Source organism: Niallia sp. WK069_GA_01 (assembly GCF_983173855.1).
In genome coordinates, this window is record NZ_OZ470138.1 from 602,887 (window position 1) to 619,515 (window position 16,629).

Below are 16,629 nucleotides of genomic sequence, written 5' to 3' on the forward strand. Positions count from 1 at the left end.
GACATTAGATCCCTATTGCGTTAAAGATGGGCAGAAAACGTTTAGATGAAAACGAAAAGAGTGTAAATAAAGACATTAGATCCCTATTGCGTTAAAGGTTTAATGCAGTGGGGGTCTGGTAGCATCTACACAGAAAAGAGGTTAAAAAAATGAAATTCTCAGAACAAGATCTTCAAGCAGTAACAGCCATTCGTACGCTTTCCCTTGATGCAATTGATAAAGCAAATTCTGGTCATCCAGGCTTGCCGTTAGGAGCAGCGCCAATGGCTTATGCTTTATGGTCGAAACTACTAACCGTTAATCCGAAAAATCCTAAGTGGGAAAATCGCGACCGATTTGTGTTATCGGCTGGACATGGGTCCATGCTTTTATATAGCTTGCTTCATTTAGCAGGATTTGATGTAACCATCGATGATTTAAAGAATTTTCGCCAACTAGGATCACGGACACCAGGACACCCTGAATTTGGTCATACAGATGGAGTGGAAGCAACAACAGGGCCATTAGGACAAGGCGTGGCGATGGCTGTTGGAATGGCAATGGCCGAGCGACATTTAGCTGCATTATATAATAAGGAATCTTTTCCGATTGTTGATCATTACACATATTGTCTATGTGGCGATGGCGATTTGATGGAAGGGGTCGCAAATGAAGCGATTTCTCATGCTGGCCATGAACAATTAGATAAATTAATTATCTTATACGATTCGAATAATATTTCATTAGATGGAGAACTGCATCACTCTTTCTCAGAAAATACGAAACAACGATTTGAAGCATGCGGCTGGCAGCATATTCTCGTAACAGACGGAAATGATTTAGCAGAAATAACCGCAGCCCTTGAATTGGCCAGGGAAAATCGAACCCAGCCGACCATGATAGAAGTGAAAACAGTGATTGGATATGGATCTCCTCATGCCGGCACACATAAAGTGCATGGATCGCCATTAGGGGAAGAGGGATCAACGGCAGCTAAATTGCATTATCAGTGGGAACTGCCGCCATTCACCGTTCCGGATGAAGTATATACGCAGTTTGCCAATACTTTAGGAACAAGAGGGGAAAAGGCTGAAGCAGAATGGCAGGAATTAATGCAAAGCTACAAAAGCAAGTACCCAGAGTTAGCTCAACAATTTCATGATAGTCACCACAATCAGTTGCCAGCAGGCTGGGAAGAAGCATTAGCAGGTTATGAACCGAGCTCCGAAAAGGCGAGCCGAGACACAAGCAGCGATATTTTAAATCTGCTTGCAGGAAAAATTCCATACTTATTTGGAGGATCTGCTGACTTAGCAAGCTCTAATAAAACCTTTATTATTGGCGATTCCCGCTTTTCAAAAGAAAGCCCTGCTTCCCGTAATATTTGGTTTGGCGTCCGCGAATTTGCAATGGGAGCAGAAATGAATGGGATTGCTTTGCATGGTGGGTTAAAAATATACGGAGGCACATTCTTTGTTTTCTCCGATTATTTGAAAGCATCCATACGCTTAGCGGCATTGCAACAGCTTCCGGTTATCTATGTGTTAACACATGATTCTATTATCGTTGGCGAAGACGGTCCAACACATGAACCGATTGAACAATTGGCTGGTCTACGCTCCATGCCGAACGTAAATGTGATCCGACCAGCAGACGGAAATGAAGTAGCAGCTGCCTGGCAAGTGGCCATGACCTCTACAAAAACGCCAACAGCACTTATTTTAACTCGTCAAGCATTGCCAGTGATTAATGGCACTTCCGATAAAGCAATAGAAGGAGTGAAAAGAGGCGGCTATGTCGTATCACCAGCGAACAAAGAAGTACCGGATCTTATCTTGATCGCAAGTGGTTCAGAAGTGAATTTAGCCGTTCAAGCACAAGAAATACTGCAACAATCCAATATCGCAGCATCGGTTGTAAGCTTGCCAAATACAGCAGCATTTGATCGACAAGATAAAGCCTATAAAGAAAGTGTCCTGCCAGATGCAGTTCGAGCAAGAGTTGGAATCGAAATGGGATCCAGTTTTGGCTGGGAACGATATGTAGGCCTTGATGGAAAAACACTAACAATCGATACATTCGGCGCTTCCGGTAAAGGACCCGAAGTAGTAGAATCATTTGGGTTTACTGTAGAAAAAGTAGTTTCATTAGGATTAGAGCTGAGTTAGAACTGTTTTTGGTGGTCACAGTGACGCCCCGAATAATCCCGAAATTTGTCGAGGGAGCGCAAGAGTTATCGGACAAAACAGAGGGATATAATTCGACATGTCACAGTGACGCCCCGAAAATTGTCGAAATGAAGCACAACAAACAAAACTGCAGAACGCTTAATAAGAAACATGAAGTTATCAGACTGAATAAACCAAAATAATTAAGAAATAAAAAGGCGGTGAGTGTGTATGAAACGTATTCTTTTCCCAATGATCGATCATTTCGTATCCAACAGCGCATTTTTAGGAAGCCCCGCGCTGCATTATGATTTACCAGGAGATGTTGTGGATTTACTTGTAACACATGATTCTAACAGTTCTTTGTAGCAGTAAAGCCCCGGAATTTGTCAGAGGAGAACACAGGGGTTAATGGACAAAACGGAGGGATATTCTTTATATTTGGTTCTGAAGCAAGGGTTATCGGACAAAATAGAGTGATTCTTCGTAAATTATGGTCCTGAAGCAAGAGTTATCGGACAAACCAGAGTGATTCTTCGTAAATTATGGTCCTGAAGCAAGGGTTATCGGACAAACCAGAGTGATTCTTCGTAATTTTTTGTCCTGAAGCAAGGATTATAGAACAAACCAAAGGAATCCCCCTAATTTTGGTCCAAAAGCAAGATGCGAGAGTAGGCGTCTTGCTTTTTTTGGTGGTGTTCAAATTTCTATTAAACTATTAAAATAATTTTTGAACACTGATGGCGAATTCATACAGAAAATATGCTCCAAAACCAATTAAAACAACACCGGCACTAACAGTTACCAATTTAATGGCAGTTCGATTCATTGCTTTACGAGTCATGGATACAATCGTCATCAAACCTAAATCATGAAGGAGAATACCAATCAAAATGCCTAATCCAATAATAAGAAAGCTGCTAGGATTAAACTGATCGAAGGAATCAGCCAATACGGTACCGAATACACTAACCCAAAATACTAAATTTCCTGGCGAAACAGCTACAAGTAGTCCATTTTTATAAGAGGTGAAAAGGGATTTTTTTGTTTTTTCTCCTGCAAGTGTAATGTCATGATCGGCATTCTTGATGCTGTCGTAGCCAACATAGCATAAAAAAATTGCCCCAACTAGCCACATAACCACTTGTACAACAGGTAAGGATAAAACAGAGGCCAATCCCAAATACAAGCTAATAATTAATAAAAGATCAACGGTCATTCCACCAAGGCCAACAATCCATCCGTGTAAAAAACCATTCTTTAATCCTTGTTTTGTCATTTCTACAGTAATAGTCCCTACAGGCAGAGCGATTGAAAAATCAAGCAGTACGTATGTAAAAAATATTGCCATTTGAAACCTTCTTCCTAATAATTATGTAAAGAAATTTTTTTTATACGATAAATGGAAAAAGTCAACATTTTTGCTATGTTCTTGATAATTGATAAGAACTATTCTTTTATATAGTTTGGAAGTTGTATCCTTTTCTACAGATATATATGTTTTGAATATTTTGATAAAAATAAATTTTTCGACAAACTATCCTATGTATTCTAGTTTCAACTGTTGTTATAATGGACATAGTAGCATTCTATAAAACGAACAGTTCATTCGGAAAAATAATGATTGAGAGGGTGTTTTGTAGTGATAGATATAAGTTGTCATATATTACCCAACAGTGCCTATAGTGATGACCAGTATAAACGCAGCATTTCTATGGCAAAAAAGGCTATGAAACAAGGAGTTCGATCTATTATTGCAACATCAGAATTGACTATATACGATGCTAAAGAAGAAGTGTTATGCCAGGTGAAGGAACTGAATGAGCGATTAGAGGAAGAAGGAATCGATATTAAAGTTCTTCCAGGTGCAGAAGCAACATTTAGCCATTCATTTTTCCGCCAAGTGAAAGAAAAGAAATTTATTCCTCTCAACAAAGAAAGCCCTTATTTACTTATTAATATGCCATCAGAAGAAATATCCCATCATTATTTTACAGAAACTATTTTTGAATTGCATATTCTTGGATATCAAGTAATTTTATCAAATCCAGAGCTCCATCCTAATTTTATAAAAAATCCAATGGAGTTATATCATTTAGTCAGATCCGGAGTATTAACGCAAATATCTGCGGCAAGCATTATCGGCAAAAACGGCTGGAGAGTTCAAAAAATAACCGAACAATGGATAAAAAGCCAATTAACTCATTTTATTGCCAGCAGTGCACAAAGCGAAGAAGGCTTATGGTTGGAAAAAGCATACAGCTACATAAAAAAACATTACGGCACCGACCAGGTTTTTGCATACATGGAAAACGCAGAAGCAATCATAGAGAACAAAAGAATCTTCGCAGAACAGCCGGTCAAACCGAATAAGCGCAGCCTTTTTTCATTATTTTAACCGGAGCATTAGCAGAGATGATTCATCTAGATTTTGCAACTTTTTTTTTGGTGGATTGTTCTTTATAAAGTACGTTCTGTCACAGTGACGCCCCGGAATTTGTCGAAGGGAGTAGAGGGGCGGTTTTCAGCAACCTTTGATTTGGTTCAGAAGCGAGAGAAAGAGGGGGGTTATCCAAGGGAAGTGTAATTGTTTTTTCATCGCTAAGAACTCTGATACCCAAAGGAAGATCGCCACATAAATGGCGATCTTCCTTTGGGTTCGTCAACTCAGAATGGGTGCATGATTAGTATCGGAAGTTCAAGAACTATCTCCAGATCCCCCGAAAAAAATCTTCTCCTTCCCTGTAACCTTTTCCAAACTCATCCGTGTTATTAACAAGAGGGGGAAAAGATGAAAGATAATATTGATGCTATTTATAATTCATATTTTCAAGATGTTTATTATTTTCTTCTTTCACTCTGCCATAATCATCATACTGCCGAGGATCTTGTGCAAGAAACCTTTTTCCGTGCCCACCTTTTTTTAGAAAGCTATCGGGGCGAAAATGTGAAAACATGGTTGTTTACTGTAGCTTACAATGCATTCATTGATCATTATCGAAAACATAAAAAAACGGTGATACAAGAACAAGATTTTTTCACTGGGTATGTGGATAAGAAAAAATCAGTTGTGGAGGAAATTTTAGTTCGAGAAGAAGTAGAAGAAATTATAGCTAGTTTAAAAGATTTGCCGGAAAAACACAAAATAGCGGTGCTTTTATCTGATTTTCACGGTTTGACGACAAGTGAAGCAGCAAAAGTCATGAACGTAAAGCAGTCGTATTTTAAGGTGCTATTGTTTCGAGGCAGACAGGCGATTAGACAGAGAAGGGAGAGTCAACATGAGTGACGAGTTTAAAAGAAAACTAGAGGCGTATGAAAAGGGAGAACTTCCTGCAAAAGAGGCAGAGGAAATAGAAAAGGATTTAGAAAAACTAGAGCAGTATTTAGAAGTGATGGAGGAGCCGATAACAGAAGTATCAAAAAAACCGAGTCTTTCAGAAAAGAAGCAAAAGAAAATAATGAAATACAGCAAATGGAAGGCTAGATGGTTAACGGCTTTTTCAGTTTTTGGGATATTTATCGTATTTACCATCGTTTCGTCTATTATCACCAATGTTTTTTACGCTTGGGGAAATCCGGATCGTTCCGAAGTATATCGAAATATAATTGACTATACGTTAACAGTGACTGACCCTTATGGCCAATATGGTGGAGGAGGATCAAACACAACTGCTTATTTTGGAATGGAAGCGACAAGAGATTTAAATAAACAAGTAGGATCCAACATGAAAAAAGTCGGAGAAATAAAAACAAAATTTCTATTCGCACTTATGGGAAATCCAGTAAAAACAGATTATGGAACGGTTTCACAAAATGTTCCTTCTTTCTCCTACCCAGGTGTTGGAGATGAAAATCCACAAGGGTGGGAACGATTAGAGAAATTACCAGAAGAAACGGTCGTCTCTGCGTATCTATCTTTTTCCAAGCTGATGGATACAAAAGAGGTATTGAAACAATTTGAAGGGAAAAACATGGAGCTTATTTGGCTTGCTGTCGATACTGGGAAAGAAGGAAAAGAAGAGAATTTCACTGATCCTATTGGTTTTCCAGGCTCTCCTATCTGGTTCGAGGATGATATGATTTTAGATTCAAGAGTAGAGGAAAAGGGGAAATTCGGAAGCGGCACGATATCAGAATCCTATTCTTCCCCTGATTATGAAGAAGGAGATCCGCAAATCCTTCATCAGCAATTTATGAAAACACTAACCTTTTTGGAAAAATACGAAGGAAAAGCCAATAAATTATACTTTGGCAACTTAGAACTTTCACAACGTATTAAGTATTTAGAAAAAAATGGCTTCCAGCATTACGGTGTCGTCATTACGGGGCCAACAAAAGAAGTGCTGAAATTACAAAAAGAAAAATGGGCAAGAGATATCGCGATAGATGAAGTGGATTTATGGAATTGGGATCGATGAGATACAAAAAAAGGGAGAAGCAGTCAATGGAAAGGAGGCTTCTCCTTCGTTTTGAGGTTTAATGGATTAGTAATAACAGCAGCATTCCCTAGAGTTGGTACTATTTTTATCCATGAAATCGTTATCAAATAGATAGCTGAGCACATTTATGCAGCCCTTGTTTCAATTTTGGTCAGTATTGTTTCAATTTCAGTGAGTATTGTTTCAATTTTTATAAGGATTGTTTCAATTTCAGTCAATATTGTTTCATTTTTTAATCTTACCTTTTAAAAAGAAGTCCATTTTGAAAAACGGACTTCTTTTCCCAAAAATGGCCATTCGATTCTACAATGGTCCCCTATTAATCCCTTTTTTTGATTTTATATCCTATATATAGAATCAAAAACCATATAGGTGCTACAACTAATGCGATTCGCATATCTTTAATAAATCCCATTAAGATAATGACAAGCGCTAAAAATGCTAATGCAAAATAAGTAGAAACTGGATATAAGGGCATAATAAATACTAGTTTTTCTGTTTCTTTTTTTGTTTTTGATTGTCTGAACTTTAATTGTGTAATCAGAATAATCGTCCAGCTCGTTATAACGGCAACCGTGGCAACAGAAGAAATATACAGAAACACTTTTTCTGGAACAAAATAATTCAAAACTACTGCGGCTAACAAAAACAATGAAGAGAAAAGGATTCCTCGTCTCGGACTGCCACTCTTGCTAAGTTTTGAGAAAAATTTCGGAGCGTTATTTTGCAGTGATAAATTGTATAGCATTCTTCCCGAAGCGAATAACCCACTATTAAAAGCAGATAATGCTGCTGTTATGACAACAAAGTTAATTATATGCGCAGCACCTGGAATTCCAACTTTATCAAAAATCAACACAAACGGGCTACCATTCATGCCTACCTTATTCCAAGGATATAAAATCATCATGACTCCTAATGCACCAATATAAAAAATTAAGATCCGCCAGATGACATTGTTGATAGCTAATGAAATCGATTTTTGAGGATTTTTTGCTTCTCCTGCTGTAATTCCAACTAATTCTACCCCACCAAATGAAAACATCACGAGGACCAATGACATAATTATACCGCTGATTCCGTTTGGCATGAATCCTCCATGGATCCAAAGATTGTCAAAACCGATTGGATCGCCTCCGTTCCCGATTCCAAAGAAGATAATTCCTAATCCAAGGACAATCATTCCAATTATGGCTACAACTTTAATCAATGCAAACCAGAATTCAAACTCTCCAAATGCTTTTACATTAGCAAGGTTTATCATGGTAATTACGATAAGGACAGCCAGTGCTGTTAACCAATGTGGAATATCAGGAAACCAGTAATTCACATAAACACCAACCACCGTTATTTCGGCCATCCCAACGACAACCCACATAAACCAATAGGTCCAACCAGTTAAATAACCTGCAAACGGCCCTAAATATCGGTGTGCATATGAACTAAAAGAACCAGAAACAGGTTCCTCCACTGCCATTTCTCCAAGTGCTCTCATAATAGTAAAAATAACTAATCCTCCGACTAAATAGGATAACAAAATTGCTGGACCAGCCATTTGAATGGTCGCACTTGAGCCATAGAACAATCCAACTCCAATTGCACCCCCGAGTGCAATTAACTGGATATGTCTATTGTTTAAATCCCGTTGAAGTTTCTTGTGTTGCGTATCTTTATTCAATCATTATTCCTCCTTAAATTTTTATTTTTAATATTGCAAGTTTTATAAGAAACAAAAGATAAAAAAAAATCGTCCTTTTGGATTAACCAAAAGGACGATTCAACTCGTGTTACCACCTTTAATTCATAAGCAACTCGTATTACTTATCTTTGTAAGTACAGTCTTCTGACGATACTTTAGCACATGATTACGGGTGCTAAGCCGGTGTAGCCTACTAAGGGACCTTTCAGTACACAGCTCCAAGATGAATTTACAATCGTTCAACATGCACCTCTCATCAACCGGTAACTTTCTTTTTGTTTGCGTGATTGCTACTATTTCTTATCATAGCTTTTGTTCTTATATTCGAAAATGTTTTAAACAAATCTTCGTTATGCATATATTAATTGTGTATATATTTTATCAATTAATTTAAGTTTGTCAATGACTAGCAAGCAGAGAATCAACCCTTTTCTTTCTAGCTTTTTAATAAAATACCAATTAATACCATCTATGCTGAGCCGGCGCTTTGCCTTCTTTGTTTGGGTTCTGCTCCGACTCTAGGTTGATTATATGCTACATAGGAAACAGAAGACTTTCTTAATTTCTGAAACCTTCCTTGTTTAGATACGTATAAGGTACTAAGGATAGAAAAGGCGGTGGAAGTGATGAGTTTCGCAGCATGGTTTCCTATAGCTATTGCGGTAGCTGTTGCAATGGGTTTATTTGATAGTAAATCAAAAAAAAAGAAAAGATAAAAGATAAAATTTAAGGAGTCCTTCTATAAGGGCTTTTTTGGGTCAGAGGCAGTCACGTGGAGTCAATGGTCTTTTTTTATCTAACAGAGATGTCATCTTGGTGAAGGGACTGGTTGACATACCAGAAATCCCAAGAACTACTTCTTCCTGGAGGAGCTACTATTGCAGTTGTGCGATAGCAATTAAATTTATCCTATAATAATGCAGAGAGAAATGGGGCTAAAATTAGAATTCTAATTTTAGCCCCATTTCGAAAAAATTTTGGGTTAGCCCTCAGTATGGAAAGAAGTGATGGTAATGAAGGTATTGAGATACTTATTGGTTTTAATTGGAATAGTATGTATAGTGAATAGTGTGTACTCTTATGTTAACCCGTTGCAATCATCTGCATTAAATTCATTACTAATCATGAATTTAATTTTGTTAATAATTTTACTAATGATTTTTATGAAACAACGTAATAAAACTAAATGAAATAGGCGCCGGAAGTTGATTTCTGTTCCAGTATGCACAGGCTCCGCGGGGATATACGGGCATTATTAGCGTTAGGCATCTTGAAAAGTGATAAAAAAGAATAGTTTAAGTACTGCCTAAAAAAATTATCCCAACTCGTTGCGATTTTAAATAGAATATTTGGGTTGAAACCGTAATCACTCATGCAATTAAACCCATTCATGCGATCATTGTTTCAATTTTACTCATTATTGTTTCAGTTTTAGCCGTTATTGTTTCATTTTTTGCATGTTTTGTTTCAGTTTTCACTCATATTGTTGCTTTTCTGCAGAATCCGACAAAACCCGCATGCCCCTCGGCAAAAAAATACCTGCCCCTCATTTTGCCAGGCCGGGGACAGGTACTTTAGTAAAGAGCAGAGACCTTTTCTCTACTCCTTAAACCTGAAATTTCTCCATAATTTGTTTCAATTCTCGTGACATTTTATTTAAATCGTCAATGGTGAGTCCAACTTTTTCCATTGCTTGCTGTTGACTTGTTGTGCTTGTGGATACAAGGTCAATTGCTGTGACATTTTCTTGGGCGATGCTTGCCAATTGTTCAATCGAAGCAGTCGTTTCCTCCACGCTTGCAGAAACATCCTCTGATGAGGACGAAACCTCTTGAATTTGGGCAGTGATATTTTGAATGGCAGATTGAATATTTTTAAAAGCCAGACCGGCATTATTTGCGGCATGTAAACTAACTGCCATTTCTTCTTTGCTTTTTACAGTTGTTGTAATGGCTGTATCTGTATCCTCTTTAATAGCACTAATCAGTGCAACAATTTCCCCAGCAGATTGTTTGGAACGCTCCGCCAGTTTTCTTACTTCATTTGCTACAACGGAAAAGCCTTTCCCATGCTCGCCTGCACGTGCTGCTTCAATAGCTGCATTTAATGCGAGTAAGTTTGTTTGCTCGGCAATATCATTAATAAGAGACGAAATTTTCCCGATTTGCTCCGTTTCGTCACCTAGTCGCTTCATAAGGTTAGATGATTTATCCACTGTTTGGTCCAATTCTTTTAGCTCGCGAATCGTTTCTTGAATAATGTCATTTCCTTCTGAAGCAAACTCGGTTACTCGCAAGGAATAAGTAGACATGCTAGCAGAAGATTGAGCAATTTCTTCCATTCTTCTGGAAACAACATCCATTGCTTTAGCCGTTTCTGTTGCACTTTCCATTTGTATAGTCGATCCCTTAGATACATCAGCCACGGCGATTTGAGTGCCTTTCGCTATATCCTCTAGACCATCTTGATTGTCTATTAATACGGAAGAAGTAGCAGAAAGCTCTTTTTCCATCTCCCTTATGCTAGCAATCATTTCTCGTAAGTTGCCGACCATATGGTTGACTGCATTTGCCAATACTTGAAATTCATCCTTCCTTTTAAAAGAAAGGGGAGCACCTGATAAATCATTAGTTGCAATTCGAGATAATCGCTTCACTACCGCTTCAATTGGCCAAATAATCGACCTTGACATCCAGGCAGCTACAGCAATTGCCACTAGGGTAGTAATCATCGCAATGCTCACAAACCATTTCTTTTGTACTTGATTATCAGCAAGGATAGAATCACTTGTCTTCATTAATTGTGCATCTGCATCTACTTGAATAGTACTCCAAGCATCCTTTGCATCTGTAGACCAGATTTGACAGAACTCTTCCATTAATGGAATGGCCGCATCAAACCCGCCTTCATCATAAGCAGGAATCACTTGTTTTACGATTAAATTTTCCCATTTTAAGCTTTTTGCAACGGCATCATTAAATGCATCCTTGTCTTTGATTAACGGCTCAAGCTTTTTTTGTAGAGCAGCTGCTTTTTCTGTTTCCGCTAAAAATCGTTCTTTATAGGTAACATCCCCATATAATACATATCCCCGTGCCAAAATAACACGATCAGCAACATTTTCTTCCATTTCAGAAGCCAATCGAATTAATGCATAGTCATCATCCATGATTTTATCTAATTTTTGATCCGCTCGTTCATTACCGACATATCCAACAACCGCAATCGTCAAGATAAATAATAAAATGAATCCGAATCCAAGATAAAATTTTTGTTTTATACTCATTTTTTTATATATTCTCCTTTATAGATTTTCTTATTTCGTGTTTCTTCTATTTATTAGTAAAAACCGGTTCCTTATATAAAGGCTATATCAAACCACCATTTGTGATTTTCTCACTTAAAGAAAAGAAAGGGAAGAAAATTGCTCGTTTTCCTAGTAATATATACATAATTGTCACAATTAAAAAAGAAGAATCGTTTATAGTCCCACTCTTAATAAAAAAAAAGACCTACTATGGTCTCAATGTCATCTAATATATTGGAAATAAAACGAGGGTATGCGCTAGGCTTTCCGCTCGCTTTCCATGAGTCTCACCTGTCTCGCAATTCCCATAGAAGTCGAGCAGACGCCCTTCCAAACAAGTCATCATGATACTTAGTTGCCGACATTGCCTATGGTCCCCATTATCGTCTCTTCTTGCGGATATATTTGGCTATTATTTCGCTTAGGAAAAAAACGAATAATCCCGACAACAATAAAGAAAGAGAATCTATCTCGATCTCCTTATTCCATAATTCAAGAAAGCTATTGATGAGGAGAAATCCTGACCAATAGAAAAAGGCACAATAAAAAGCGATATTAACACTTGTTTTGTCTATATTTTTGTTTGATTTAAAAAACAATGATGGCTCTCCTTTCTTTGTTTTGATATCTATAATTTAGATGCCTAATTTAGGGGAGCGTTACATAGAAGATAGAACGAAAAAGGCAGCTTCTTTTAATAACTTAGCAGATTATTGGAAAGAGGGAAAGAGGATAGATGAAGGAATATGCAGAGGGCAAAATAGGTAGAGAATAGCATCCATGTTTACAGATTTTCGCTTAGAAAAGAATATTGGAACTGGTTCTATTTACATAAAAAAGTAAGGACGTACTGCTGTCCTTAAATAGGGGGATATTTATTCACATCTACACCTAAGAGGATCTTGGAGGTAGTCTCTGATTACATCCATAGGTATGCCGATTGTGAGTGCTTCTTGAATCAATTCGACCCATTCTTTGTCTAAATCGCTTTCATGGACAAAAAGATGCAACATTTTGTAAAACCTCCCTAAAATAATTTAATATTTCAGGCAGCACAGCCATCTTAGTTAGGAACCTTAGATCTGTTGCTTTGCGTCCTACTCTTTCGAGGAGTTTGCCTTTTACTGTAATAATGTATTTTAAATATACGTTAATTTAGGATAATAATAAATAAAATTTATCTGACTTTTTCCGACAAAATAGGGGGGGAATGAGATTCTGTTTTCATTTAGGCTACCTTGAAAAAGGGTTCCGCAGGTGGAATACACTTCGCTTTCCATGGGGCGGGCGTCGAGCCTCCTCGTTTCACTGAGGGGTCTCGTCTGTCCCGCTATTCCTGCTGCTCCCTCCTTATAAATTTAAGAGTTTCACTTTCATGTGCCATGGTGCAAAATGGGGTGAATGGCTGTCTACTCTGAAAAGAGGCTTTGGCTCTCTTGAATAGTCCGCAGTCAGAATATACTTCGCTTTCCTGTGGGCGAGCGCCGAGCCTCCTCGCTGCGCTGCGGGGTCTCGCCTTTCTCGCATTCCCACGGGAGTCTTCGTATATTCTGACTGCTCTCTGCTTATAAATTTAAGAGTTTCACTTCTTTTCATGTGTCATGGAACAAATTTGTTTGCATGGGTGTCTACCTTGAAAAAGGATTCTCTCAAATGGTCCGCAGTTTGCATCATTTTCCTTTCTGTGATTGAACGGTTTCGTTGCTATATTTCTATTTTTTCTCGTCTTTCACGCAGGTATTCGCTCCTTCATGATTTAATAAGGGGAATGAGCTATCGGTGGGGTGTTTTATTTTATGTTGAGTGATAGGATCTCCTGCATGTGTTCTAAGGAATTTCTAAAATCTTCTCAAAAATGCTGGGGGTTTTGCAAAATTCTTTTCTTTTTATCACTCCCTAGATATCTCTTTTCACAATCTAGATAAATAACACTATCCAGAAGATAGTGCCAAAACGTTTATGTCATGCGTAAATCTCTTTTCATTTCTCCATATTCGCGTTTAGAATTATTACCATCTATATGGTGAATATGGTTTTCTAATTTTTCTAGTTTTGAAACGAAAGCAGGATGAAGCTCTGTTGTATTCGCTTTTCCATACATACAGTTTGTGTAAAAAATTAATTGAGAAGCGATAAAATCATCATTTGTTTCAAGTATGGCATCTAGCATATGAGGGATATACTCAAATGCTAGAATGCTGCTTTTTTCATCTATTAATCTATCAAAAGAGTGGGCCAGATAAAATGCATCTTCATTTATTTTTTCAACCCAGTTCTCCAAAATATTTTCAATTTCTTTATGCATAATTAAAACTCCTTGTATCTATTATTTAAACTTAAAATCGTCAAACTTTTTGTTATATACAAAATGGATTACAAAGTTGTGACCTTCTTTATTTTTTAATTTTCTCTTACTATGAAACCTACTAAAAACAGCTACGACTGGAACAATAGATGCTTGTAATTCAGTTGAATCTCCATTAATAAGTGTAGCATTAAAGTCTTCCTCTACTCTAATACGCTGTTAAGTAATACTTTATACGTTTGTTGAAATAATTCACCATTTTCATCCTCTCTAGAAAAGTCGAAAGACATCTCGTTTGTCTCATTGTTAATTGAAAGAGCATCATCAGCTGATGGTTCTTCTGAGTCTATTTGAGTTACTACAACAGTCTCTGTTTTGTCCACTTTTACTGATATTTCTACAACATCTGATACATTACCTTCAATGGTTTCGATAGCGGTAGCAATAGCATCCGAGTCTATCACTATACCTTCTGCCATTGGTAGCGAACCATATATTTTTCTTGAATGATTAAGAGGAAAGAGGTTAGAGATGAAGCGAACTTTGGTCAATTGGTCAATGATAAAAAAAGCTGATGCAGGTCATTTGAAAGAAGTTGAGAAGATACATGGGGAAAAGCAGGGTGATGATTCCATGCTTCGAAGGAATTTCTTCCAGCATCAAATAGAACTTTTAATAGGAGGGAAAAATTGATACAGTAAGGTTAGAAGAATGGCAATCTATTTTATGGAATAATTTTAAGTATGTAAATAAAGAGAGCAGATAATAGACTAGTAGTTATGAGGGAGGGGTTTTTATAATGATTGATATTCATTGTCATATATTGCCCGGAATTGATGATGGCGCAAAAACAATGGAGGATAGTTTAGAGATGGCGAAGGTTGCAGCGGGGGAAGGCATCAAAACGATTATCGCGACACCTCATCATCGGAACAATCAGTTTACTAATAAAAAAGCAGATATTTTGCAAAATGTAGAGGACTTAAATAAGGTGCTTGTACAAGAAAAATTGCCGATTACGATTCTGCCAGGGCAAGAAGTGCGCATTTTTGGAGAAGTATTGGAAGACTATGAAAAAGGGGAAATACTGACGCTAAATCATACAAAGTACCTTTTTATTGAGTTTCCATCCTCGTCTGTACCGAGATATGCAGAAAGATTGTTATACGATATCCAAACACAAGGCATTATTCCAATTATCGTCCATCCAGAACGTAATAAAGAACTGCAAGAAAAACCAGAATTAATGTACAAACTTGTGAAAAATGGAACGTTAACACAAGTAACAGCAGCAAGTGTGTGCGGCTATTTTGGCAAAAAGGTAAAGCAATTTTCCGAACAGCTAATAGAGTCAAACTTAACCCATTTTATCGCATCAGATGCCCATAATATTACAAGCCGGACCTTTAAAATGAATGAGGCATTCGATGAAATAGAATCAAAATTTGGTACCGATTATGTCTACTTATTTACAGAGAATGCCGAACTGCTTATAGAAGATAAAAATATCTATAAAGAAATCCCAGAACCAATTAGAAGAAAGAAATTTTTGGGGATATTTTAGAAAAAAGATTCTGTGCTGTATTTCCCATTTAATCCTCCTGATAAATTCAGGAGGATTTATGGTTATTAAGTGGTTTAGAAAACCCCTGGCTATGCTGGGTGTTCTAAAGAGCTTCTAGCGTGACCTCACTGCATGGTAGGATAAAGTTCCCCCTAGAAGGAGGCAGGCCTTGTGAAGGACATGAATAGTTTAGTGCATATATACAACATGGAATTGTAAGCCTCACATCGTTTTTTCCAAAAGTATAGAAGATAAAATGAAAAGGCTACCAATTATTATTCGCTTATTTTTTAGGGTTTATCTTCTTTTTTTTTCGATTTATCTTCTTTTTTTCCCAGTTTATCGATTTTTCGACAAAATTCGCTTTCTCCCCCTATGTTTAAACCTCCCCAATTGTGAAAAAAGTCAAGTGAACATTTTACTTCAGAGCTATACAAGGGCGCTTGCGCTTCTCTTATTAGGCATGCTTCTGAAAGGTTAAGAAGTGAACCATATGCTGGATAAATAAAATAAGAAATAATACCAAAAGGGGAAAAGTAGTAAATTGCTCTTTTATAAATGGGTACAACAGGATTAGAAGCACTGCTCCAATTGCAATGGAATATTGAACAGCAATATAGGAGGCACGGCATGCTTTGGCATTAATCATTTTTTCCCGTTCATCTTGTTCATCGAATTCGATTGGGTAGAACAATGCCTTGTTGGAAAATACTTTCATGCCTCTTTTTTTACAATATAGCACGTAAATCAATGGCATCAGAACAAGACCAACGATTGTTATAATTGAGGGGATTGCTGGTAATTGCATCACAAACTCCATTTGCCCTCCTTTCTTCATTTGAGCAACCCCTTCATAAATTTTATATCCAGCAACACATAAAAAATAACTGATTAAAACGAGGTATAAATTGATGGCTAATCTTAATTTTTGATTCATTTTTCATCCACTCCTATCCAGAATACTTCTTCCATATGCAAATCGAATTCTTTGCAAATTTTCAACCCTAACAAAAGGGAGGGGCTATAATCACCTTTTTCAATAGCTGCCACTGTTTGCCGCGTAACGCCAATCGCAGTAGCTAATTTTTCCTGGGAATAGCCGTAGCGTGCCCGAAGCTCTTTTACCTTATTATGAACGTTCATAGCGGCTCCTTTTTATTTATTT

At 37.3% G+C, this 16,629-nt stretch carries 15 protein-coding genes, 1 riboswitch and 1 other annotated feature; of the genes, 7 read left to right on the plus strand and 8 right to left on the minus strand.

Features of this window, described 5'->3' with window-relative positions; genetic code table 11:
* Nucleotides 1-149 precede the first annotated feature (149 nt).
* Together tkt and AC5LWL_RS02970 are read left to right on the plus strand one after the other, a co-directional pair.
* Nucleotides 150-2,147 carry a transketolase gene (gene tkt, locus AC5LWL_RS02965; protein ID WP_493432932.1) on the plus strand — a complete coding sequence of 666 codons (1,998 nt, stop codon included), beginning with the start codon at nt 150-152 and terminating at the stop codon, nt 2,145-2,147.
* 231 nt (nt 2,148-2,378) lie between these two features.
* Entirely contained in the window at nt 2,379-2,516 is a 138-nt protein-coding gene (locus tag AC5LWL_RS02970) for a hypothetical protein (RefSeq protein WP_493432933.1), read from the plus strand.
* 349 nt (nt 2,517-2,865) lie between these two features.
* Here AC5LWL_RS02970 and AC5LWL_RS02975 read toward each other — a convergent pair whose 3' ends face one another.
* Nucleotides 2,866-3,498 carry a LysE family translocator gene (locus AC5LWL_RS02975; protein WP_493432934.1) on the minus strand — a complete coding sequence of 211 codons (633 nt, stop codon included), beginning with the start codon at nt 3,496-3,498 and terminating at the stop codon, nt 2,866-2,868.
* Between the two features lie 291 nt (nt 3,499-3,789).
* On the opposite strand from AC5LWL_RS02975, the gene AC5LWL_RS02980 reads away from it, so the two are divergent.
* From AC5LWL_RS02980 to AC5LWL_RS02990, 3 genes are all read left to right on the plus strand, one after another.
* Nucleotides 3,790-4,545, plus strand: coding sequence for a tyrosine-protein phosphatase (locus tag AC5LWL_RS02980; RefSeq protein ID WP_493432935.1), 756 nt, complete (start codon nt 3,790-3,792; stop codon nt 4,543-4,545).
* 393 nt (nt 4,546-4,938) lie between these two features.
* On the plus strand, nt 4,939-5,436 hold the full coding sequence (locus tag AC5LWL_RS02985; protein ID WP_493432936.1) for a sigma-70 family RNA polymerase sigma factor: 498 nt from the start codon (nt 4,939-4,941) through the stop codon (nt 5,434-5,436).
* On the plus strand, nt 5,429-6,568 hold the full coding sequence (locus tag AC5LWL_RS02990; protein WP_493432937.1) for an anti-sigma factor: 1,140 nt from the start codon (nt 5,429-5,431) through the stop codon (nt 6,566-6,568). Before AC5LWL_RS02985 ends, AC5LWL_RS02990 begins: the two co-directional genes overlap by 8 nt.
* A gap of 340 nt (nt 6,569-6,908) precedes the next feature.
* Here AC5LWL_RS02990 and AC5LWL_RS02995 read toward each other — a convergent pair whose 3' ends face one another.
* The 5 genes from AC5LWL_RS02995 to AC5LWL_RS03015 form a co-directional block, all read right to left on the minus strand.
* A complete protein-coding gene (locus AC5LWL_RS02995) occupies nt 6,909-8,267 on the minus strand; it encodes an amino acid permease (RefSeq protein ID WP_493432938.1) in 1,359 nt (452 codons plus the stop codon).
* Nucleotides 8,268-8,354: 87 nt separating this feature from the next.
* Nucleotides 8,355-8,604: a binding site (T-box leader), on the minus strand.
* A gap of 1,290 nt (nt 8,605-9,894) precedes the next feature.
* Nucleotides 9,895-11,574: a methyl-accepting chemotaxis protein gene (locus AC5LWL_RS03000; protein ID WP_493432939.1), complete on the minus strand. Its 1,680-nt coding sequence runs from the start codon at nt 11,572-11,574 to the stop codon at nt 9,895-9,897.
* A gap of 896 nt (nt 11,575-12,470) precedes the next feature.
* Complete coding sequence (locus AC5LWL_RS03005) at nt 12,471-12,608, minus strand: anti-repressor SinI family protein (protein ID WP_493432940.1); 138 nt, start codon at nt 12,606-12,608, stop codon at nt 12,471-12,473.
* Nucleotides 12,609-12,640: 32 nt separating this feature from the next.
* Nucleotides 12,641-12,724, minus strand: a riboswitch (cyclic di-GMP riboswitch).
* An 828-nt stretch (nt 12,725-13,552) separates the two neighbouring features.
* Nucleotides 13,553-13,900, minus strand: coding sequence for a hypothetical protein (locus AC5LWL_RS03010; protein ID WP_493432941.1), 348 nt, complete (start codon nt 13,898-13,900; stop codon nt 13,553-13,555).
* A 203-nt stretch (nt 13,901-14,103) separates the two neighbouring features.
* The gene (locus AC5LWL_RS03015; RefSeq protein WP_493432942.1) at nt 14,104-14,364 is read right to left on the minus strand and encodes a hypothetical protein; all 261 of its coding nucleotides are present in this window, start codon (nt 14,362-14,364) and stop codon (nt 14,104-14,106) included.
* A gap of 67 nt (nt 14,365-14,431) precedes the next feature.
* Between AC5LWL_RS03015 and AC5LWL_RS03020 the strand changes: the two genes are divergently transcribed.
* A complete protein-coding gene (locus tag AC5LWL_RS03020) occupies nt 14,432-14,593 on the plus strand; it encodes a hypothetical protein (protein WP_493432943.1) in 162 nt (53 codons plus the stop codon).
* A 106-nt stretch (nt 14,594-14,699) separates the two neighbouring features.
* A complete protein-coding gene (locus AC5LWL_RS03025; protein WP_493432944.1) occupies nt 14,700-15,464 on the plus strand; it encodes a tyrosine-protein phosphatase in 765 nt (254 codons plus the stop codon).
* Between the two features lie 457 nt (nt 15,465-15,921).
* Here the strand turns inward: AC5LWL_RS03025 and AC5LWL_RS03030 are convergent, their stop codons facing one another.
* The gene (locus AC5LWL_RS03030) at nt 15,922-16,401 is read right to left on the minus strand and encodes a hypothetical protein (RefSeq protein WP_493432945.1); all 480 of its coding nucleotides are present in this window, start codon (nt 16,399-16,401) and stop codon (nt 15,922-15,924) included.
* Complete coding sequence (locus tag AC5LWL_RS03035) at nt 16,398-16,607, minus strand: helix-turn-helix transcriptional regulator (RefSeq protein ID WP_493432946.1); 210 nt, start codon at nt 16,605-16,607, stop codon at nt 16,398-16,400. The genes AC5LWL_RS03030 and AC5LWL_RS03035 overlap by 4 nt, the downstream gene beginning before the upstream one ends.
* Between the last annotated feature and the right edge of the window lie 22 nt (nt 16,608-16,629).

Bases quoted from the DNA above. Each gene is read 5' to 3' on its own strand.
- tkt (WP_493432932.1), top strand. From the start codon at position 150: ATGAAATTCTCAGAACAAGATCTTCAAGCAGTAACAGCCATTCGTACG.
- AC5LWL_RS02970 (WP_493432933.1), top strand. From the start codon at position 2,379: ATGAAACGTATTCTTTTCCCAATGATCGATCATTTCGTATCCAACAGC.
- AC5LWL_RS02975 (WP_493432934.1), bottom strand. From the start codon at position 3,498: ATGGCAATATTTTTTACATACGTACTGCTTGATTTTTCAATCGCTCTG.
- AC5LWL_RS02985 (WP_493432936.1), top strand. From the start codon at position 4,939: ATGAAAGATAATATTGATGCTATTTATAATTCATATTTTCAAGATGTT.
- AC5LWL_RS02990 (WP_493432937.1), top strand. From the start codon at position 5,429: ATGAGTGACGAGTTTAAAAGAAAACTAGAGGCGTATGAAAAGGGAGAA.
- AC5LWL_RS03000 (WP_493432939.1), bottom strand. From the start codon at position 11,574: ATGAGTATAAAACAAAAATTTTATCTTGGATTCGGATTCATTTTATTA.
- AC5LWL_RS03005 (WP_493432940.1), bottom strand. From the start codon at position 12,608: ATGTTGCATCTTTTTGTCCATGAAAGCGATTTAGACAAAGAATGGGTC.
- AC5LWL_RS03010 (WP_493432941.1), bottom strand. From the start codon at position 13,900: ATGCATAAAGAAATTGAAAATATTTTGGAGAACTGGGTTGAAAAAATA.
- AC5LWL_RS03020 (WP_493432943.1), top strand. From the start codon at position 14,432: ATGAAGCGAACTTTGGTCAATTGGTCAATGATAAAAAAAGCTGATGCA.
- AC5LWL_RS03025 (WP_493432944.1), top strand. From the start codon at position 14,700: ATGATTGATATTCATTGTCATATATTGCCCGGAATTGATGATGGCGCA.
- AC5LWL_RS03030 (WP_493432945.1), bottom strand. From the start codon at position 16,401: ATGAATCAAAAATTAAGATTAGCCATCAATTTATACCTCGTTTTAATC.
- AC5LWL_RS03035 (WP_493432946.1), bottom strand. From the start codon at position 16,607: ATGAACGTTCATAATAAGGTAAAAGAGCTTCGGGCACGCTACGGCTAT.